This is a genomic window from Streptomyces yangpuensis, assembly GCF_001005295.1.
In the GTDB taxonomy this organism is placed as follows: Bacteria; Actinomycetota; Actinomycetes; order Streptomycetales; family Streptomycetaceae; genus Streptomyces; species Streptomyces yangpuensis.
Window position 1 is genome coordinate 793,621 of sequence record NZ_LBMK01000001.1, and the last position, 17,957, is coordinate 811,577.

The window sequence follows — 17,957 nt, forward strand, 5'->3', positions numbered from 1 at the left end:
GCGGTCTGGTCAGGACCGCGGGCCCCGGCGGCTCATTCCGTCGGCTCCTCGGCCGCCCGTTCAGGAAGCTCCGCCGCGAGTGCGGCGGCCGCCTGGACGAGGGGAAGAGCCAGCAATGCCCCGGTGCCTTCACCCACTGTGACGCCGTGATCGAGCACGGGGTTGAGCGCCATTCGGTCAAGTGCCTTCGCCTGACCCGGCTCGCCGCTCGCCTGACCCGCCAGCCACCAGTCCGGAGCCCGGAAAGCGGCCCGCTGCGCCACCAGTCCGCACGCGGCCGAAACAACACCGTCGAGGATGACGGGCGTACGGCGCACCGCACACTGGAGCAGGAATCCGGTGATGGCCGCCACGTCCGCACCGCCGACCGCCGCCAGCAGCGCGACCTGGTCGCCCAGCACCGGACGGGCCCGGCGCAGCGCGTCGCGGATCGCCGCGCACTTGCGCATCCAGGCCAGGTCGTCGATGGGCCGGCCGCCACGGCCCGTCACCACCGACGAGTCCGTTCCGCACAGGGCGGCGACGAGGGTCGCGGCCACGGTCGTCCCGCCGACGCTCAGGTCGCCGAGGACGACCAGGTCGGTCCCCGAGTCGGCCTCCTCGTCGGCGATCCGCATACCGAGCCGCAGCGCCTCCTCGGCCTCCTCGACCGTCAGCGCGTCCTCGACGTCGATGCGCCCGCTGCCGCGCCGGACGCGGTGCGCCACGACGTCCTCGGGCAGCAGCCCGGGCTCGCAGTCGAGCCCGGCGTCGACGATCCGTATCGTGGCGCCGAACCGGCCGGCCAGGACCGCGACGGGGCTGGACCCGTCGAGCACGTCCCGCACCAGCTCGTGACCGGTGGCCGCGGCCCGGGCGGAGACCCCCTGGGCGGCGATCCCGTGGTCGGCGGCGAAGAGCACCACGCGGGGCCGCTCGATCGCCCTGACCGGGACCTGCCCCTGCGCGGCGGCGAGCCACTCGGCGAGCTCGTCGAGCCGCCCCAGCGCCCCCGGCGGCACGGCGAGGCGCTCACGGCGTTCCTCGGCATCACGCCGGACGCCCCCGTCGGGGCGCTCGATCAGATCGGAGAAGTCGTCGAGATTCAGCGTGCTCATCTGCCAGAGAGTACAGCCGGTGAAGCCCTCCCTCAGGCCTCGGCGGCTCCGGCCGGTTCCGGCCCCTCCGGGACGCGCAGCATCCCGGTGAACAGCCCGGCGGGGCCTACTCCTTGAGGACGACGGCCTGCCCCGCGACGACCAGCAGGACGTGCTCGCACTCGCCCGCCACCCGCGCGTTCAGCCGGCCCAGTTCGTCACGGAAACGCCGGCCCGAAGCCGTCGCCGGAACCACGCCCGAGCCCACCTCGTTGCTCACCAGCACCACCTGGCGGCGGGTCGTGCGCACGGCCGCCACCAGAGCCGCGGCCCGGTCCTCCAGCTCCTCCCGGCCGCGCTCCGCCCAGACCTCGTCGTCCCAGGCCCCGGCCCGGTCCATGGCGTCGGTCAGCCACAGCGCCAGACAGTCGATCAGCAGCGCCGGCCCGTCGTCGGCGAGCAGCGGGACCAGCTCGCACGTCTCCACCGTCCGCCAGGTCGCGGGCCGGCGTTCCCGGTGCAGGCCGACCCGCCGCGCCCATTCCGCGTCACCGTCCCGGGTGCCCCCGGTCGCCACGTAGACCACCTCGGGAAAGGACTCCAGCCGCCGCTCCGCTTCTACGGACTTGCCCGAGCGGGCCCCGCCCAGCACCAGCGTGCGGCGCGGCAGGTCCGGCACCGCGTCGTACGCCCCGACGAGCACGGTCGTCCCGTCCGGCACCGCCCGCGCCCCCGCGGCCGCCAGCCGGCGCTCCAGCTCGCGGCCCGGCGGCACATCGTGGTCGAGGTGGACGGCGATCACGTCGGTGGCCGGGCCGACGGCCCCGCTCGCCCGCAGCCGGGCCAGCGCCTCGGGCCGGCCCAGCACGTCGGCGAGCACCGTGTCGTACGGGCGCTGCCCGTTCTGCCCGGCGGTCCCCGCGGGCGCCCCACCGGGCGGCAGGTACAGCAGCCGGCCGCCGTCCGGGCCGGTCACCTCGTACCCGGTGCCGGGAGCGTCCATCGCCGCCGCCCGCACCCGGTGCCCGGAGATCACCGAGAGCTCCTGCCCGTCCGGCACCCGGCCGGCGGTCGGCAGCCCCGGCGGCAGCTCCACCGCGGGCCCGTCGTGCGGATGGGTCAGCAGGACCTGCCGCACCCCGGTCAGGGAATGCCCGGCCCGGGCGCCGGCCATGACCGCACCGGGGGTCAGATCGAGCAGCAGCGCCCCGTCGACGAGGACCGCCGTGGCGGCGCGGGAGCGCGTACCGACGCAGGCGGCGCAGGCCGCGCAGGGGCAGCCGGGACGGGGCAGCCCCTCGGGGGTACCGGTGCCGAGCAGAGTGAGTTCCACAGGATGATCCTCCCGCGTCGCGGAGACTGCTGCGCGCCCGGTTACTCTGCGGGCACACTCAAGGTGAGAAGCGTGTGAGCAGCGGACGAGCAACGGAGGCGGACATGGCGTGGACGTGGCGGTTCGAGACGGCCGACGGCACGGAGACGAGCCCGTCGGTGGTACCCGAGGAGTTCACCACGCAGGGCGACGCGGAGTCCTGGATCGGCGAGTACTGGAAGGACCTGCTGGAAGGCGGTACCGAACAGGTGAAGCTGTCCGACGACGGCGGCACCGAGCTCTACACGATGAGCCTGCGCTCCGCCATGGAGGCCTGACCCCGCGGGGCGACCGGCCCCTGTGACCGTTCGGCCCCGCCGGAGACCCGGCGGGGCCGAACGGACCGGGGTCAGCCCCGGACTCCGCAGAGGTGCAGCAGCGCGGCGACACCGCGGTACGGATCGCTGCGGCCCGCACGGTCCTCGGCGGCCAGCAGCCGCTCCAGCTCCTCGTCGGGCGGCAGCACCTCGCCGGCCTCGGTGCCGTCCGTGAAGACGCGTACGCCGTACCAGGCCTGCAGCGGCGCGCCGATCCCCGACAGCGTCGCGGTCAGCTCCGACAGCCGGTCGGCGCGGACGTCCAGGCCCAGCCGGTTCGTGTAGTCGGTGCTGTCGAAGGCGGCCAGCGCGCCCTGCCAGTCGCCGTCCAGCCCGTGCCGCATGGCGAGCGCGTCGCCGTTGCGCACCAGCAGGGACAGCAGCCCACCCGGGGCCAGCATCCGGGCCAGCCCGGCGAGCATGGCGTCCGGCTCGGGCACGTACATCAGCACCCCGTGGCACAGCACCACGTCGAAGCTGCCCGGCAGGAAATGGGCGCCGGTCTCGCGCCCGTCCCCTTCCAGCAGCTTGACCCGGTCCCGGATCCCGGCGGGCTCCACGGCCAGCGCCTCACGGGCGACGTCCAGCATCCCCGGATCCTGCTCCAGACCGGTCACCATGTGCCCGGCGCGGGCGAGGCGCAGCGCCTGGGTTCCCTGGCCCATGCCGACATCGAGGACGCGCAGCCGCTGCCCCACGGGGAAGCGCTGCGCGATCTGCTCGTCGACCTGTCGGCCCACGAGTTCCTGACGGACGGCGTTGCGCAGTCCGCCCAGGCCCTCGAGCCACAGCCGTGCCCCCTCGGCAAAACCTTCCCCCGACGCGCCGGGCGTCCCTCCGCTCAGGGCCGTTCCCCGCGCTTGACCTGCGGCTTCGGCAGGCGCAGCCGACGCATCTGCAGGGTGCGCATGAGGCCGTAGGCGACGGCGCCGCGGCGCGGCTCGTTCGGGAAGCGCGTGGTGAGCGCCTTGCGCAGGCGGAACACCAGACCGATGGAGTCGAGGATGATCAGCGCGATCACGGCGAGCCACAGCAGCAGCGCGATGTTCTGGATCGCGGGCTGGCGGACCATGCTGAGCACGAGGATCACGACGGCCAGCGGCAGGAACATCTCGGCGACCGAGAAGCGGGAGTCCACGAAGTCGCGGACGAACCTGCGGACGGGACCCTTGTCCCGGGTCGGCAGGTACCGCTCGTCGCCGTTGGCCAGCGCCTCGCGCTGCTTGGCCATCTCGGCGCGGCGACGCTCGCGGGCTCGCTTCGCGTCCTCCTTGCGGTTGCCGGTCGAGGCCACCACGGCCTTGCGCTGCGACTGGGCCACGGAGCGCTTCGGCGTAGGGCGGCCCTTCGGGGCCTGCGGGTCACGGGGCTGCGAGAGGTCGGCGCTCACCTTGTCGGTGGCGGCGGCCTTCTCTTCCTTGGAGGAGCGGCTACCAAACACAAAACCCAAGCCTACGTGGTTGCGGGCACGGGCCCCACCCCGGCGGGGAACGATCCGGCAACGGCGGGCGTCCTTCCCTGTGCACGGTCCGAGCGGCGGGCCCGCCTCCGTACGGCCGGGGCTCATCTACTCCTCACGCCTGATACGGGGCGGGCAGAGTCGTCCTGGAGGAGGAGCGCATCCGTCCTCGAACAGTGCGGTAATGGAGACAGGGCCCGTACTGTGGGTTCTGTCGGTGATCTGGAGCACAGTCCGTCTAGAAGGGGGCGCGCGAAGCCCATGAGCGGTGTCATGAAGCGTATGGGGATGATCTTCCGCGCGAAGGCGAACAAGGCCCTTGACCGGGCCGAGGACCCGCGCGAAACCCTCGACTACTCGTACCAGAAGCAGCTCGAACTGCTGCAGAAGGTGCGCCGCGGCGTCGCCGACGTGGCGACGTCCCGCAAGCGCCTCGAACTGCAGCTGAACCAGCTGCAGGGCCAGTCCGCCAAGCTGGAGGACCAGGGCCGCAAGGCGCTCGCCCTGGGCCGCGAGGACCTGGCCCGTGAGGCCCTGTCCCGTCGCGCCTCGCTCCAGCAGCAGGTCAGCGACCTGGAGGTGCAGCACCAGACCCTCCAGGGCGAGGAGGAGAAGCTGACGCTGGCCGCGCAGCGGCTCCAGGCGAAGGTGGACGCCTTCCGCACGAAGAAGGAGACCATCAAGGCCACCTACACCGCCGCCCAGGCCCAGACCCGGATCGCGGAGTCCTTCTCCGGCATCTCCGAGGAGATGAGCGACGTCGGCCTGGCCATCCAGCGGGCCGAGGACAAGACCGCCCAGCTGCAGGCCCGCGCCGGTGCGATCGACGAGCTGCTGGCCTCCGGCGCGCTCGACGACCAGAGCGGCCTCGGCTCCAAGGACGACATCCAGGCCGAGCTGGACCGCCTGTCGGGCGGTACGGACGTGGAGCTGGAACTCCAGCGGATGAAGGCGGAGCTGGCCGGCGGCCCGTCCGCGCAGCAGCAGGCCCTTGAGGGCGGCGCCCAGGGCAACGCCCAGCAGCCTCAGACCCAGCACCGGTTCGACAAGCAGTAGGACGGGGCCCGTCATGATCGTTCGCATCATGGGGGAAGGCCAGCTGGACGTGGCCGACGGTCATTTCGCCGAGCTCAACTCGCTGGACGACGAGCTGCTCGCGGAGATGGAGGGCGGTGACGAGGCCGGCTTCCGGCGCACCCTCGGGGCGCTGCTGGAAGCGGTCCGCCGGCTGGGCGAGCCCCTCCCGGACGACGCCCTGGAGCCGTCCGAGCTGATCCTGCCGGCGCCCGACGCGAGCCTCGACGAGGTCCGGGAGATGCTCAGCGACGACGGCCTGATCCCGGGCTGACGGCGGGCGGCCCCGGACCGGAGTCCCCGGACCGGCCGGACCGGCCGGACGCACCGACACGACGACGGGCCCTCCCCGGGCAGGGGGAGGGCCCGTCGTCGTGTGCTCAGTCCCGCCGAGTCGGCGGGCTCTCCGGCTCCGGCGGTTTCTCCGGGGACACCGGCCGCGGGTCCGGGGTGCCGCCGATGAAGTCCTCGAACCTGCGGCGCCGCCGCGTCCAGCGCCGGTCGTGGTGGAAGGCCCGCAGCCCGGCCTTGGCCCGCGCGCGTGGCCGGTTCACGTAGAACCGCTTCGCGTACGGAGAACCGGGCCGGGCCAGCCGGATCGCGCCGACCAGCGCCACGAAGGGGATGACGACGCCGAAGAGGGCGGTGCGCGCCTTGCCCTTCCACAGGGCGATCAGGGCGAGACAGAAGTTGCCGGCCGCGTTCATGATGACCAGCCCGCGGCTCTGGCGCTCCTCGGGCGACAGGTCGTTCACCCCGAAGGGCACGAACCCGCCCAGGACCAGCGCCACCACCGCGGCCGTCACCACCACGATCTCCACGCTCTTGCGGCCCTGCTCGCTCCAGTAGACGTCGTCGAGGTGCAGGATCAGCGCGAACTCGTCCAGTACCAGACCCGCCCCCAGCCCGAAGATCACGGCCGAGAGGGCGGAGCCGAAGCCGTGCTGGGCACTGCCGATCGCCCCGAACCCGCCGATGATCACGAGGATGACGCCCGGCACCACGTGGTGGATGTGCAGGCCGCCCGGAGTGACGTTCTTGAAGGGGCCCCGCCCCGCCCGGATCATGCGGGTGATCACACGGGTGACCAGGAACGACATCACGAAGGAGATCAGGGCGAGCAGCATGGGCAGCTTCCCCGGCTCGATGATGTTCCGATACCACCAGTGACCCATCCCACTGACTCCCTGTTTGGACCGTAATGGGTAATTTACCGTCCGTTCCGAGCGGGTAGCGTTCGCGCCGATGACAGATTCGTTCGACGAACCGACCCCGACGCCGCCCGCGGAACGTGCCTCGTTCCCCGACGGCGTCCGCTTCGCCTTCGGCACCCTCACGGTGCTGCCCGCCCGCATCACCCGCTGGGACCGCCCCGCGGCCCGCACCGGAATGGCCTGCGCCCCGCTCGCCGGACTGGTCGTCGGCGTGCTCGCGGCCGTCCCCGGAGCGCTGCTCCTGCTGCTCGGCGGGGGACCGCTGCTCGCGGCGGCCGTCACCGTCGCCGTACCGGCCGCCCTGACCCGCGGTCTGCACCTCGACGGGCTCGCCGACACGGCGGACGGCCTGGGCAGCGCCAAACCGGCCGACGAGGCACTGCGCATCATGAAGAAGTCCGACATCGGGCCCTTCGGCGTGATCGCCCTGGTGATCGTCCTGCTCGTGCAGACGGCCGCCCTTGCGGAGCTGTTCGCCGACAGCTGGGTCCGCGGCGCCCTCGCCGTCGTCGTCGCCGCCGTCACGGCCCGCCTCGCCATGACCCTCGCCTCCCGCGAAGGCGTTCCGCCCGCCCGGCCCGAAGGACTCGGCGCCGCGGTCGCCGGGGTCGTCCCGCGCCCGGCCGCCGCCGCCCTCGCCGCCCTCGTCACCGTCGCCGCCGCGGCGGCCGCCCTCCCGGCCGGCCTGCCCGCCGCGGCCCGGTCCGCGGCGGCGGTCCTCGCAGCCCTGCTCGTCGCGGAGGTCCTGCTCCGCCGCTGCGTACGCCGCTTCGACGGGGTCACCGGCGACGTCTTCGGAGCCCTGGCCGAGGTCGCGGCGACCACCGCGCTCATCGTCCTCGCCCTCGGCTGAGGCACCTCCGGCGAGGCGGGACCCCGGCCGGCCCGGAACCGCCCCGACGGGCTCGCGGCCGGCCCGGAACCGGCCCGCGTACGCTCACCCCGTGGACCACACTCCGACGGACCTGCCCTCCGCCGCGCCCGGCACGCCCACCGGGCCCATCAAGGTGCTGCTCGCCGACGACCAGGCCCTGCTGCGCAGCGCCTTCAAGGTGCTCGTCGACTCCGAACCCGACATGGAGGTCGTGGGGGAGGCCTCCGACGGGGCGCAGGCCTTCGCGCTCGCCCGGCGGGAACGCCCCGACGTCGTGCTGATGGACATCCGGATGCCCGGCACCGACGGGCTCGCCGCCACCCGCATGATCAGCGACGACCCGGAACTCGCCGCCGTGCGCGTGGTGATGCTGACGACCTTCGAGGTGGACGAGTACGTGGTCTCCGCGCTGCGGGCGGGCGCCTCTGGCTTCCTCGGCAAGGGCGCCGAGCCCGAGGAACTCCTCAACGCCATCCGTGTCGCCGCCGCCGGCGAGGCCCTGCTCTCCCCGGCCGCCACCAAGGGGCTCATCGCCACCTTCCTCGCCCAGGGCGGGGGCGCCGACCCGGCCGCCGCCGGCGCCTCGGCCGGGATGCACGCGGAGCGGCTCGCCGCGCTGACCGTCCGGGAGCGCGAGGTCCTCGTCCACGTCGCCGCCGGGCTGTCCAACGACGGCATCGCCGGACGGCTGGAGGTCAGCCCCCTCACCGTCAAGACGCACGTGAACCGGGCCATGGCCAAGCTCGGCGCCCGCGACCGGGCCCAATTGGTGGTCATCGCCTACGAATCGGGACTTGTCCGGCCCCGCGTGGAGCAGTGAGGGGCAGGAGCGGAGTAGTGCCGCGTACTACAGACGCGGTATGCCGCACATAAGGACGGCACCTGCGAGCGACGAAACGCCCCGGCCCCATGGGACAGGGTGGGAGTGCCCTCGGTTCGTCACTGCAGAGAGATCCCATACCCATGTCCTGGCTGTCCCGCTTCAGCCTTGCCCAAAGGGCGTTGGTCGGCCTCGTGTCGATCGTCGCGCTCCTCTTCGGCGCCATAGCCATCCCGCAGCTCAAGCAGCAGCTGCTGCCCTCCATCGAACTCCCGATGGTGTCCGTGCTCGCGCCGTACCAGGGCGCCTCGCCCGACGTGGTGGAGAAGCAGGTCGTCGAACCGATCGAGGCCATGCTCAAGGGCGTCGACGGCATCACCGGCATCACCTCCACCGCCAGCGAGGGCAACGCCCTCATCATGGCCACCTTCGACTACGGCGACAGCGGCACCAAGCAGCTCGTCGCCGACGTCCAGCAGGCCGTCAACCGGGCCCGCGTCCGGCTGCCCGGCGACGTGGACCCGCAGGTCGTGGCCGGTTCCACCGACGACATCCCGACGGTCGTCCTGGCCGTCACCGCCGACAAGGACCAGCAGGCGCTCGCCGACCAGCTGGAGAAGTCCGTCGTACCCGTCCTGTCGGACATCGACGGCGTCGGCCAGGTCAGCGTCGACGGCGTCCAGGACCTCCAGGTCACCGTGACCCCGGACGACGCCAGGCTCGCGGCCGCCGGTCTCGACGGCGCCGCCCTCGCCCAGGGCCTCCAGGCGGGCGGCGCCGCCGTCCCCGCCGGCTCCTTCGACGAGGCGGGCAAGAACCGCACCGTCCGCGTGGGCAACGGCTTCACCTCCCTCGCCCAGGTCGAGGAGCTGCGCCTGAGCCCCGGCCCGGGCAAGCCGGCCGTCCGCCTCGGCGACGTCGCCACCGTCAAGCAGGAGCCGGCCAGGGCCGTCTCCATCACCCGCACCAACGGCAAGCCCAGCCTCGCCCTCGTCCTGACCATGGACAAGGACGGCAGCGCCGTCGCCATCTCCGACGCCGTCAGGGACAAGCTGCCCGAGCTGCGCTCCACCCTCGGCGCCGGCGCCGAGCTGACCGTGGTCAGCGACCAGGGCCCGGCCGTCGCCAAGTCCATCTCCAGCCTCACCACCGAGGGCATGCTCGGCCTGCTCTTCGCGGTGATCGTGATCCTGGTCTTCCTGGCGTCGCTGCGCTCGACGCTGGTCACCGCGGTCTCCATCCCGCTGTCCGTGGTCCTCGCCCTCATCGTGCTGTGGACCCGCGACCTGTCGCTCAACATGCTGACCCTGGGCGCGCTGACCATCGCCATCGGCCGGGTCGTCGACGACTCGATCGTGGTCCTGGAGAACATCAAGCGCCACCTCGGCTACGGCGAGGAGCGCGAGGCCGCGATCATCACCGCGGTCAGGGAGGTCGCCGGCGCGGTCACCTCCTCCACGCTCACCACCGTCGCCGTCTTCCTGCCCATCGGCCTCACCGGCGGCATGATCGGCGAGCTCTTCGGCTCCTTCTCGCTCACCGTCACCGCGGCCCTGCTGGCCTCGCTGCTCGTCTCGCTGACGGTCGTTCCGGTGCTCTCGTACTGGTTCCTCAGCGCCCCGAAGGGCGTCACGCCCGGGGACGCCGAGAGCGCCGCCAAGGCCCGGCGCGAGGCCGAGGAGAAGGAATCGCGCAGCCGACTCCAGCGCTTCTACGTACGCGTCCTGGGCTTCGCCACCCGGCGCCGCCTGACCAGCGTGGCCATCGCGGTGGTCGTCCTCCTCGGCACCCTCGGCATGACCCCGATGCTGAAGACCAACTTCTTCGACCAGGGCGAGCAGGACCTCCTGACGGTCAAGCAGGAGCTGGCCCCCGGCACCTCGCTGGCCGCCTCCGACGAGGCGAGCCGCAAGGTCGAGAAGGTCCTCGGCTCGGTCGACGGCGTCAAGAGCCACCAGGTCACCGTCGGCTCCTCCGGCTTCCTCGCTGCCTTCGGCGGCGGCACCGGCTCCAACCAGGCCTCCTACCAGGTCACCCTGAAGGACGCCGGCGACGCCGAGGCCGTGAAGAAGCGGATCGAGGAGCAGCTCGCCGCCCTCGACGGCATCGGCGAGACCCGCGTCGCGGCGGGCGACGCCTTCGGCAGCCAGAACCTCAGCGTGGTCGTCAAGGCCGGCGACGGCGAGGTCCTCGCCAAGGCCGCCGAGCAGGTCCGCGCCGAGGTGGCGAAGCTGGACAACGTCACCGACGTGCAGAGCGACCTGTCCCAGTCCGTGCCCCGGATCTCGGTGACCGCCACCCCCAGGGCGGCGGAGGCCGGCCTGAACCAGGCCGCGCTCGGCGCACTCGTCGCCCAGGCCGTACGGGGCAACCCGGCGGGCAAGGCCGTACTGGACGACACCGAGCGGGACATCGTCATCAAGTCCGCGCAGCCGGCCACCACCCTGGCCGAGCTGCAGGCGCTCCCGGTCGGCCCGGTCCGGCTCGGCGACATCGCCGAGGTCAAGGAGGTTCCCGGCCCGGTCGCGATGACCCGGATCGACGGCGCCCGCGCCGCGACCATCACCGCCCGCCCGCAGGGCGACAACACCGGCGCGGTCAGCGCCGAGCTCCAGACGAAGCTCAAGGCCCTGGACCTGCCCGACGGCGCCACCGCCTCCATCGGCGGTGTCTCCGAGGACCAGGACGAGGCGTTCGGCTCGCTCGGCCTCGCCATGCTCGCGGCCATCGCGATCGTGTTCATGCTGCTGGTGGCGACCTTCCGGTCGCTCGTCCAGCCGCTGATCCTGCTGGTGTCCATCCCGTTCGCCGCGACCGGCGCGCTCGGTCTGCTCCTGGTCACCGGCACCCCCATGGGCGTCCCGGCGATGATCGGCATGCTGATGCTCATCGGCATCGTCGTCACCAACGCGATCGTCCTGATCGACCTCGTCAACCAGTACCGCGCCCAGGGCCTGGGCGTCGTCGAGGCGGTCGTCGAGGGCGGCCGGCACCGGCTGCGCCCGATTCTCATGACGGCCCTGGCGACGATCTTCGCCCTGCTGCCGATGGCGCTCGGCGTCACCGGCGAGGGCGGCTTCATCTCGCAGCCGCTCGCGGTGGTGGTGATCGGCGGCCTGGTCAGCTCGACCCTGCTGACGCTGCTCCTGGTGCCGACCCTCTACACGATGGTGGAACTCCGCAAGGAGCGCCGCCGCGCGAAGAAGGCCGCCCGCCTGACGGCGGTCCCGCCGCAGGAGCAGGCGGAGGAGGCCCCGGCCAAGGTCTGACCGGTGGCGCGGGCCCACGGGGCCCGCGCCGTCCGGCGGCCGGAATCACGAGGAAGGGTCGCCCCCGGCCGGGGGCGACCCTTCCTCGTATGTCCGCTCCGTACCGGCTACGGGAGGGCGAGCATGCGCTCCAGCGCGAGCTTCGCGAAGCTCTCCGTCTCCTTGTCGACCTGGATCTGGTTGACCAGGGTGCCCTCGGCCAGGGACTCCAGCGTCCACACCAGGTGCGGGAGGTCGATGCGGTTCATCGTCGAGCAGAAGCAGACCGTCTTGTCGAGGAAGACGACTTCCTTGTCCTCGGCAGCGAATCGATTCGCCAGGCGGCGGACCAGGTTCAGCTCGGTGCCGATGGCCCACTTGGAGCCGGCCGGGGCGGCCTCCAGCGCCTTGATGATGTACTCCGTCGAGCCGACGTAGTCCGCGGCCGCCACGACCTCGTGCTTGCACTCGGGGTGGACCAGGACGTTCACGCCGGGGATGCGGGCGCGGACGTCGTTGACCGAATCGACCGAGAACCGGCCGTGGACCGAGCAGTGCCCGCGCCACAGGATCATCCTGGCGCCGCGCAGCTGCTCGGCGGTCAGGCCGCCGTTCGGCTTGTGCGGGTTGTAGACCACGCAGTCGTCCAGGGACATGCCCATGTCGCGGACGGCCGTGTTGCGGCCCAGGTGCTGGTCCGGGAGGAAGAGCACCTTCTCGCCCTGCTCGAACGCCCACTCCAGGGCCTTCTTCGCGTTGGACGAGGTGCAGATGGTGCCGCCGTGCTTGCCGGTGAAGGCCTTGATGTCGGCGGAGGAGTTCATGTACGAGACGGGGACCGTCGCACCGGCGATGCCGGCCTCGGTCAGCACGTCCCAGCACTCGGCGACCTGCTCGGCGGTGGCCATGTCGGCCATCGAGCAGCCGGCGGCCAGGTCCGGCAGGACCACCTTCTGGGCGTCCGAGGTCAGGATGTCCGCGGACTCGGCCATGAAGTGGACGCCGCAGAAGACGATGTACTCGGCCTCCGGCCTGGCGGCCGCGTCCTTGGCCAGCTTGAAGGAGTCACCGGTGACGTCGGCGAACTCGATGACCTCGTCACGCTGGTAGTGGTGGCCGAGGATGAAGACCTTGTCCCCGAGCTTCTCCTTGGCCGCCCGGGCGCGCTCCACGAGGTCCGGATCGGACGGCGAGGGCAGGTCGCCGGGGCACTCCACCCCGCGCTCGCTCTTGGGGTCGGCCTCACGGCCGAGCAGCAGCAGGGCAAGGGGCGTCGGCTGGACGTCCAACGGCTGGGCGGTGGTCACGACACGCACCCTTTCTGTTCTGCGACGAGGGATTTCAGGATCATCGCTTCGACTTCTCGTCTACTTGACGCTATCTATCATAACCGCTTCACGTCAGTTTGACGATGCCGATAGTGTCAATGTGACGCATCAGCCCTCGATTCGCCGGGCCCACCCCCGCACGCGGTGTGCGAGCATGAATGTCTGAAACAAGCGTCGGGTCCCGGAATGAATCCGCGGTCCCGCTCGTTGCCACCGACGGCAAGAGTCCGACGTTTCCCCGCGTCCCGCGGGGAGCCGCCCACTTCGGGAGTGAATGCAGATGTCCGTACAGGACGACAAGACCACCGTGAGCGACGGCATCCTCCTGTCCGACGCCGCCGCCGAAAAGGTCAGGACCCTGCTGGAGCAGGAAGGCCGCGATGACCTGGCGCTCCGCGTCGCAGTCCAGCCCGGCGGCTGCTCCGGCCTGCGCTACCAGCTCTTCTTCGACGAGCGCTCCCTCGACGGCGACGTCGTGAAGGACTTCGACGGTGTGAAGGTCGTCACGGACCGCATGAGCGCCCCGTACCTGGGCGGCGCCTCCATCGACTTCGTCGACACCATCGAGAAGCAGGGCTTCACCATCGACAACCCCAACGCCACGGGCTCCTGCGCCTGCGGCGACTCGTTCAGCTAAGCTTGAACGGCACGCACGACGAGGGCCCGCCCCCGGTCGCATCCGACCGGAGGCGGGCCCTCGGGCGTGTCCGGCGGGCCCGCGGCGGCTACTGCCGCGGGAGCTCCTTGCCCGTCGTGGCGTCCAGCACCTTCCGGTCGCCGAGCGGCTCCTTCAGGGTCACCGTCACCGACTTCTCCTCCGCCAGCATGATGCAGGCCTGACCCGGCTTGTCCGGCGTGTCAGTGATCTTCACCATGACCGATTCCGCCTGCTCCCGCGCCTCCACGGCGTAGGTGCTGCACGGGCTGCCCCAGAAGTTCACCGTCAGCTTCCGGTCGGCCTCCTTGTACGAGAAACCGGGCACGGTACGCCCGCTCGGCCCCGGCGTGCTCTCCTTCGCGGACGCCGGCTCGGTCACCGTGTGACCGGGCGCGCCGCCCCGGCCCGCCACCTCGAACAGCCAGGCCGGGACCAGGCCCCGCGCCCCGTCGACCGTCCCCGGAGCCAGTCCGAGCACCGCGCCCTTCACCGTCTCCGTCCGCGGCGGCTTCATGGGCCGGGGCTCCGGATTGCACGGCACCGTCTCCGCCGGCCCCGTCGCGGTGTCCGCCGCGAGCGGCACCGCGCTCGCGCAGCCGCTGGGGCCGGTCCCGCCCTCGGAGCCGCTCGACCGCGCGTTCAGCCGGGCCAGCGCCTCCACGGCCCCGACCACCTGCTGGTCGGCCGCCCGCACCGGCGCCTTCAGCTCACCGTTGCCGCCCACCACCGAGCCGTCCGCGCCCACGCTCACCTTGGTGGACCAGCCCTGCGTGGGCAGCCCGCCGACCACCGGATCCGCGGTCACCACCCGTACCGAGCCCTGGGTGAGCCGGGCGTCCAGCCTGGCCCCGTCCTGCCCCAGGGCCTTCAGCACCGGGGCCGCGGCGGCCTTGGCGGCCTCCTCGGACACCGGCTTCCCGCTCCCGCCCGCACCGCCGGCGTCCTTCGGCAGGGTGGCGGGACCGCAGGTGTCCTTGCCGCGCACGCAGTCGTCCCCGGCGCCGTTGCCCGCACCGTCGCCGCCCGCCTGGAAGCGGTTGAAGTTCCACGTCCCCGGGCCCGTACGGGCCACCGTCAGCCGCGGCCCGGAGCCGTCGGCGGCCTCGCCGGCCAGCCAGACGTCCCCCTCCAGCCGCGGCGCGCCCGTGATGCCCAGGGCCGCCGCCAGCCGGGCCACATCGGCCTCCGCCACCTCACCGGACACGCTGTAGGCGGGCGCCGTGGCCGGGGCCTCGGGCAGCTTCACGTCGGCCCGGTAGACCACTCCCGCGCCCGACGGGTCCGGCTCCCCCGGGGCGATGCCCGGCCCCGAGGGGTCTCCCGCGTCACGGGGCGCGGAGGCCGCGCTGTCGCCCGTACGGCGGGCCGCACCGTCGCCCTGGGCCGCGGACGCCCAGTAGGCGGTGCCGCCGCCCGCGAGCAGGACGGCGGCCGCGATCGAGCCGACGACCCAGGCGGGCCGCCGTCGTGTGCCGCTTGACGTGCCGGGTTCTTCGCTGGTCACCGCATCGCTCCTTCACCGGTTCCGCAGTGTCTGATGCGGGTGTGACGGAACAGCGGCCCAAGCGGTTCCCCTCGTGCCTCCTACTGGTCCCCGTACGCCGCGGTGGAGGCGATCAGCCGGGCCGAGTCGGCCGGAACCCGCACCCCGTGGATCTGCGAGGCCGCCACCCGGACCGGCCGGCTGCCCTCCTCGACGCCCCAGTGCGGGGCCATCCGGGCGCAGTCCCCCAGCAGACGGGCGAAGCCGGGCCGTCCCGGGCCTTCCGCTCCGCGCCTCTCAGCGGTGTACTCGGCGTAGCCGTAACCGTCGGTATAGGTCATGCAGGCACCGTAGGCACCGGACCTCTCGCGAAGAAAGACCTACTAAGGGGTAGTTTCCGAGGTGGGGTGCGGGGTTCGGCCAGGGGCCACTTACCGGGTAGTTTTGACTGTCCCTCGCCGTCCTCAGCAGGAGCGTCCACGCCGTGCGCATCGCAGTCACCGGCTCCATCGCCACCGACCACCTCATGACCTTCCCCGGCCGGTTCGCCGACCAGTTCGTCGCGGACCAGCTGCACACGGTCTCCCTCTCCTTCCTCGTCGACAACCTCGACGTGCGGCGGGGCGGTGTGGGTCCGAACATCTGCTTCGGCATGGGGCAGCTCGGCATCCGCCCGATCCTCGTCGGAGCCGCCGGCTCCGACTTCGACGAGTACCGCGCCTGGCTCGACCGGCACGGCGTCGACACCGAGTCCGTCCGCATCTCCGAGGTGCTGCACACCGCGCGCTTCGTCTGCACCACGGACTCCGACCACAACCAGATCGGCTCCTTCTACACGGGCGCGATGAGCGAGGCCCGCCTGATCGAGCTGAAGTCCGTGGCCGACCGCGTGGGCGGGCTCGACCTCGTCCTCATCGGCGCGGACGACCCCGAGGCGATGCTGCGCCACACCGAGGAGTGCCGGACGCGGGGGATCCCCTTCGCCGCCGACTTCTCGCAGCAGATCGCCCGCATGGACGGCGACAACATCCGCACCCTGATGGAGGGCGCGACCTACCTCTTCTCGAACGAGTACGAGAAGGGCCTCATCGAGTCGAAGTCCGGCTGGACGGACGAGGAGATCCTCGCCAAGGTCGGCACCCGCGTGACCACGCTGGGCTCCAACGGCGTCAAGATCGAGCGCATGGGCGAGGACGCGATCGTCGTCGGCTGCCCCGAGGAGAACGCGAAGGTCGACCCGACCGGCGTGGGCGACGCCTTCCGCGCCGGGTTCCTGACGGGCCTGGGCTGGGGCGTCGGGCTGGAGCGGGCGGCGCAGGTCGGCTGCATGCTCGCGACCCTCGTCATCGAGACGCTGGGCACCCAGGAGTACACCCTGGCGCGGGCGCACTTCATGGAACGCTTCACCAAGGCCTACGGCGACGAGGCCGCGGCGGAGGTCCAGGCCCACCTGGCCTGACTTTCAGCCTCGCCGGCGTTTGAGGCGCGGGGTCCGGGGCGGCGCCCCGGGGAACCCGGCTCCGCCGGGCACCGGGCTCCGCCCGGACCCGCTCCTCAAACGCCGGAGGGGCTGGAAGCGGCCGGCGCAGGCGGAGGGGCTGGGTTCGGCCGGAGGGGCTACGACCGGCGGCGGACCGTGTAGGCGGTGCCGGCCGGGCGGGGGGATTCGCCCAGGTAGTCGTGGCCCCGCATCGCGCACCACGCCGGGATGTCCAGCCGGGCCACCTCGTCGTCCGACAGGACGGTCACCGTGCCGCCCACCGGGACCCGGCCGATGGCGCGGGCCAGCTCGATCACCGGCTGGGGGCACCGCAGCCCGAGCGCGTCGAGTTCCAGGGACTCCGTCACCGGCCCCGCCGCGGCCACCGCGGGCGGCTCCGACACGCCGAGCCGCTCCCGTACGCCCGCCACCGCACCCGGCAGCACCTCCAGGAACGCGTTGACGTCCTCGGCCGGGGTGCCCGGCGGCAGGGACACCCGTACGTTCCCCTCCGACAGCACGCCCATCGCCCGCAGCACGTGACTGGGGGTCAGCGTGGAGCTCGTGCAGGAGGAGCCGGAGGAGACCGAGAAGCCCGCCCGGTCCAGCTCGTGCAGCAGCGCCTCCCCGTCGACGTACAGACAGGAGAAGGTGACCAGGTGCGGCAGCCGCCGGTCCGCGTCGCCGACCACCTCCACGTCCGGGACCAGCCGCACCACCCGCCGCCGGATGCGGTCCACCAGGACCCGCAGCCGGGCCGCCTCCGCGTCCGCCTCGGCCCGTACGGCCCGCAAAGAGGCCGCCGCCGCCACGATCGCGGGAAGGTTGACGAAGCCGGGGGAGCGCCCCGACTCCCTTTCGTCCGCGGGGCCTTGGGGCGAGTAGCGGACCCCCTTGCGGACCGCGAGCAGGCCGACCCCGGGCGGGCCGCCCCATTTGTGCGCACTCGCCGCCAGGACCGACCAGGCGCCCTCCACGGGACCCCAGGCCAGCGACTGCGCCGCGTCCACCAGCAGCGGCACCCCGGCCGCCCCGCAGACCTCGGCGACCTCGGCCACCGGCTGGACCGTGCCCACCTCGTGGTTGGCCGACTGCAGACAGGCGAGGGCGGTCGCCGGGGTCAGCGCGTCGGCGTACCCGGCGGCGGACACCGCGCCCGACCGGTCCACCGGCACCTCGGACACGCTCCCGCCGCGCGCCTCGTGCGCCGCGGCCGAATGCAGTACAGAACTGTGTTCGACCGCTGATACGACCAGATGCTCACCGACACGTCGCCGCCCGGCGAGGACGCCCGCGACGCCCGAGTGAACCGCGTGCGTCCCCGAAGGAGTGAACACGAGCTCGTCGGCGCGGCATCCCACCGCCTCGGCGGCGGCCTCCCGCGCCGCGTCCAGGAGCAGTCGCGCGCGCCTGCCCTCCCGGTACAGCCTGGCCGGATCGGCCCAGCCCTCGTCCAGGGAGGCCTGCAACGCCTGCCGGGCCACGGGGTGCAGGGGAGCGGCGGACGCGGTGTCGAAGTACGGCATCCGGCCACGCTAACGCCGACCCCCCGGC

The 17,957-nt window shown here is 72.8% G+C and carries 17 protein-coding genes; 8 read left to right on the forward strand and 9 right to left on the reverse strand.

Going from position 1 to position 17,957, the window contains the following annotated elements; all coding sequences use genetic code 11:
• Nucleotides 1–32: 32 nt before the first annotated feature.
• Both cobT and AAT21_RS03580 read right to left on the reverse strand, forming a co-directional pair.
• Nucleotides 33–1,088 (reverse strand): nicotinate-nucleotide--dimethylbenzimidazole phosphoribosyltransferase, encoded by a 1,056-nt coding sequence (gene cobT / locus AAT21_RS03575; RefSeq protein WP_200904331.1) that lies wholly within the window; start codon nt 1,086–1,088, stop codon nt 33–35.
• Between the two features lie 115 nt (nt 1,089–1,203).
• Nucleotides 1,204–2,409 carry a bifunctional adenosylcobinamide kinase/adenosylcobinamide-phosphate guanylyltransferase gene (locus AAT21_RS03580; protein ID WP_046775188.1) on the reverse strand — a complete coding sequence of 402 codons (1,206 nt, stop codon included), beginning with the start codon at nt 2,407–2,409 and terminating at the stop codon, nt 1,204–1,206.
• A 104-nt stretch (nt 2,410–2,513) separates the two neighbouring features.
• Between AAT21_RS03580 and AAT21_RS03585 the strand changes: the two genes are divergently transcribed.
• A complete protein-coding gene (locus AAT21_RS03585) occupies nt 2,514–2,726 on the forward strand; it encodes a hypothetical protein (RefSeq protein ID WP_046775189.1) in 213 nt (70 codons plus the stop codon).
• Between the two features lie 71 nt (nt 2,727–2,797).
• On the opposite strand, the gene AAT21_RS03590 is transcribed toward AAT21_RS03585, so the two are convergent.
• The gene (locus AAT21_RS03590; protein ID WP_079025455.1) at nt 2,798–3,556 is read right to left on the reverse strand and encodes a class I SAM-dependent methyltransferase; all 759 of its coding nucleotides are present in this window, start codon (nt 3,554–3,556) and stop codon (nt 2,798–2,800) included.
• 50 nt (nt 3,557–3,606) lie between these two features.
• Nucleotides 3,607–4,215: a DUF3043 domain-containing protein gene (locus AAT21_RS03595; protein WP_107081211.1), complete on the reverse strand. Its 609-nt coding sequence runs from the start codon at nt 4,213–4,215 to the stop codon at nt 3,607–3,609.
• 270 nt (nt 4,216–4,485) lie between these two features.
• Between AAT21_RS03595 and AAT21_RS03600 the strand changes: the two genes are divergently transcribed.
• Together AAT21_RS03600 and pspAA are read left to right on the forward strand one after the other, a co-directional pair.
• The gene (locus tag AAT21_RS03600; RefSeq protein ID WP_079025409.1) at nt 4,486–5,280 is read left to right on the forward strand and encodes a PspA/IM30 family protein; all 795 of its coding nucleotides are present in this window, start codon (nt 4,486–4,488) and stop codon (nt 5,278–5,280) included.
• Nucleotides 5,281–5,293: 13 nt separating this feature from the next.
• Nucleotides 5,294–5,572, forward strand: a complete 279-nt coding sequence (gene pspAA, locus AAT21_RS03605; RefSeq protein WP_046775193.1) for a PspA-associated protein PspAA — start codon at nt 5,294–5,296, stop codon at nt 5,570–5,572.
• 106 nt (nt 5,573–5,678) lie between these two features.
• On the opposite strand, the gene AAT21_RS03610 is transcribed toward pspAA, so the two are convergent.
• Nucleotides 5,679–6,473 carry a hypothetical protein gene (locus AAT21_RS03610; protein WP_046775194.1) on the reverse strand — a complete coding sequence of 265 codons (795 nt, stop codon included), beginning with the start codon at nt 6,471–6,473 and terminating at the stop codon, nt 5,679–5,681.
• A 70-nt stretch (nt 6,474–6,543) separates the two neighbouring features.
• On the opposite strand from AAT21_RS03610, the gene cobS reads away from it, so the two are divergent.
• From cobS to AAT21_RS03625, 3 genes are all read left to right on the forward strand, one after another.
• Nucleotides 6,544–7,365: an adenosylcobinamide-GDP ribazoletransferase gene (gene cobS, locus AAT21_RS03615; RefSeq protein WP_046775195.1), complete on the forward strand. Its 822-nt coding sequence runs from the start codon at nt 6,544–6,546 to the stop codon at nt 7,363–7,365.
• 91 nt (nt 7,366–7,456) lie between these two features.
• Nucleotides 7,457–8,206 carry a response regulator gene (locus tag AAT21_RS03620; protein ID WP_235438669.1) on the forward strand — a complete coding sequence of 250 codons (750 nt, stop codon included), beginning with the start codon at nt 7,457–7,459 and terminating at the stop codon, nt 8,204–8,206.
• A gap of 143 nt (nt 8,207–8,349) precedes the next feature.
• Nucleotides 8,350–11,475, forward strand: a complete 3,126-nt coding sequence (locus AAT21_RS03625) for an efflux RND transporter permease subunit (protein ID WP_046775196.1) — start codon at nt 8,350–8,352, stop codon at nt 11,473–11,475.
• A 107-nt stretch (nt 11,476–11,582) separates the two neighbouring features.
• Here AAT21_RS03625 and nadA read toward each other — a convergent pair whose 3' ends face one another.
• On the reverse strand, nt 11,583–12,770 hold the full coding sequence (nadA, locus tag AAT21_RS03630) for a quinolinate synthase NadA (RefSeq protein WP_046775197.1): 1,188 nt from the start codon (nt 12,768–12,770) through the stop codon (nt 11,583–11,585).
• A gap of 292 nt (nt 12,771–13,062) precedes the next feature.
• Here nadA and AAT21_RS03635 point away from each other — a divergent pair, with 292 nt between their 5' ends.
• The gene (locus AAT21_RS03635; protein ID WP_030029080.1) at nt 13,063–13,419 is read left to right on the forward strand and encodes a HesB/IscA family protein; all 357 of its coding nucleotides are present in this window, start codon (nt 13,063–13,065) and stop codon (nt 13,417–13,419) included.
• An 88-nt stretch (nt 13,420–13,507) separates the two neighbouring features.
• On the opposite strand, the gene AAT21_RS03640 is transcribed toward AAT21_RS03635, so the two are convergent.
• Complete coding sequence (locus tag AAT21_RS03640; protein WP_046775198.1) at nt 13,508–14,944, reverse strand: hypothetical protein; 1,437 nt, start codon at nt 14,942–14,944, stop codon at nt 13,508–13,510.
• 80 nt (nt 14,945–15,024) lie between these two features.
• Nucleotides 15,025–15,264: a hypothetical protein gene (locus AAT21_RS03645; protein ID WP_046775199.1), complete on the reverse strand. Its 240-nt coding sequence runs from the start codon at nt 15,262–15,264 to the stop codon at nt 15,025–15,027.
• A gap of 143 nt (nt 15,265–15,407) precedes the next feature.
• Here AAT21_RS03645 and AAT21_RS03650 point away from each other — a divergent pair, with 143 nt between their 5' ends.
• Nucleotides 15,408–16,382 (forward strand): carbohydrate kinase family protein, encoded by a 975-nt coding sequence (locus AAT21_RS03650; protein ID WP_046775200.1) that lies wholly within the window; start codon nt 15,408–15,410, stop codon nt 16,380–16,382.
• A gap of 158 nt (nt 16,383–16,540) precedes the next feature.
• Here AAT21_RS03650 and AAT21_RS03655 read toward each other — a convergent pair whose 3' ends face one another.
• Nucleotides 16,541–17,929 (reverse strand): cysteine desulfurase/sulfurtransferase TusA family protein, encoded by a 1,389-nt coding sequence (locus AAT21_RS03655; protein WP_046775201.1) that lies wholly within the window; start codon nt 17,927–17,929, stop codon nt 16,541–16,543.
• Between the last annotated feature and the right edge of the window lie 28 nt (nt 17,930–17,957).

Excerpts from the sequence above, each read along its gene's own strand:
- cobS (WP_046775195.1), top strand. The coding sequence starts at position 6,544 with ATGACAGATTCGTTCGACGAACCGACCCCGACGCCGCCCGCGGAACGT.
- AAT21_RS03655 (WP_046775201.1), bottom strand. The coding sequence starts at position 17,929 with ATGCCGTACTTCGACACCGCGTCCGCCGCTCCCCTGCACCCCGTGGCC.
- AAT21_RS03610 (WP_046775194.1), bottom strand. The coding sequence starts at position 6,473 with ATGGGTCACTGGTGGTATCGGAACATCATCGAGCCGGGGAAGCTGCCC.
- pspAA (WP_046775193.1), top strand. The coding sequence starts at position 5,294 with ATGATCGTTCGCATCATGGGGGAAGGCCAGCTGGACGTGGCCGACGGT.
- AAT21_RS03645 (WP_046775199.1), bottom strand. The coding sequence starts at position 15,264 with ATGACCTATACCGACGGTTACGGCTACGCCGAGTACACCGCTGAGAGG.
- AAT21_RS03635 (WP_030029080.1), top strand. The coding sequence starts at position 13,063 with ATGTCCGTACAGGACGACAAGACCACCGTGAGCGACGGCATCCTCCTG.
- AAT21_RS03625 (WP_046775196.1), top strand. The coding sequence starts at position 8,350 with ATGTCCTGGCTGTCCCGCTTCAGCCTTGCCCAAAGGGCGTTGGTCGGC.
- AAT21_RS03585 (WP_046775189.1), top strand. The coding sequence starts at position 2,514 with ATGGCGTGGACGTGGCGGTTCGAGACGGCCGACGGCACGGAGACGAGC.
- AAT21_RS03600 (WP_079025409.1), top strand. The coding sequence starts at position 4,486 with ATGAGCGGTGTCATGAAGCGTATGGGGATGATCTTCCGCGCGAAGGCG.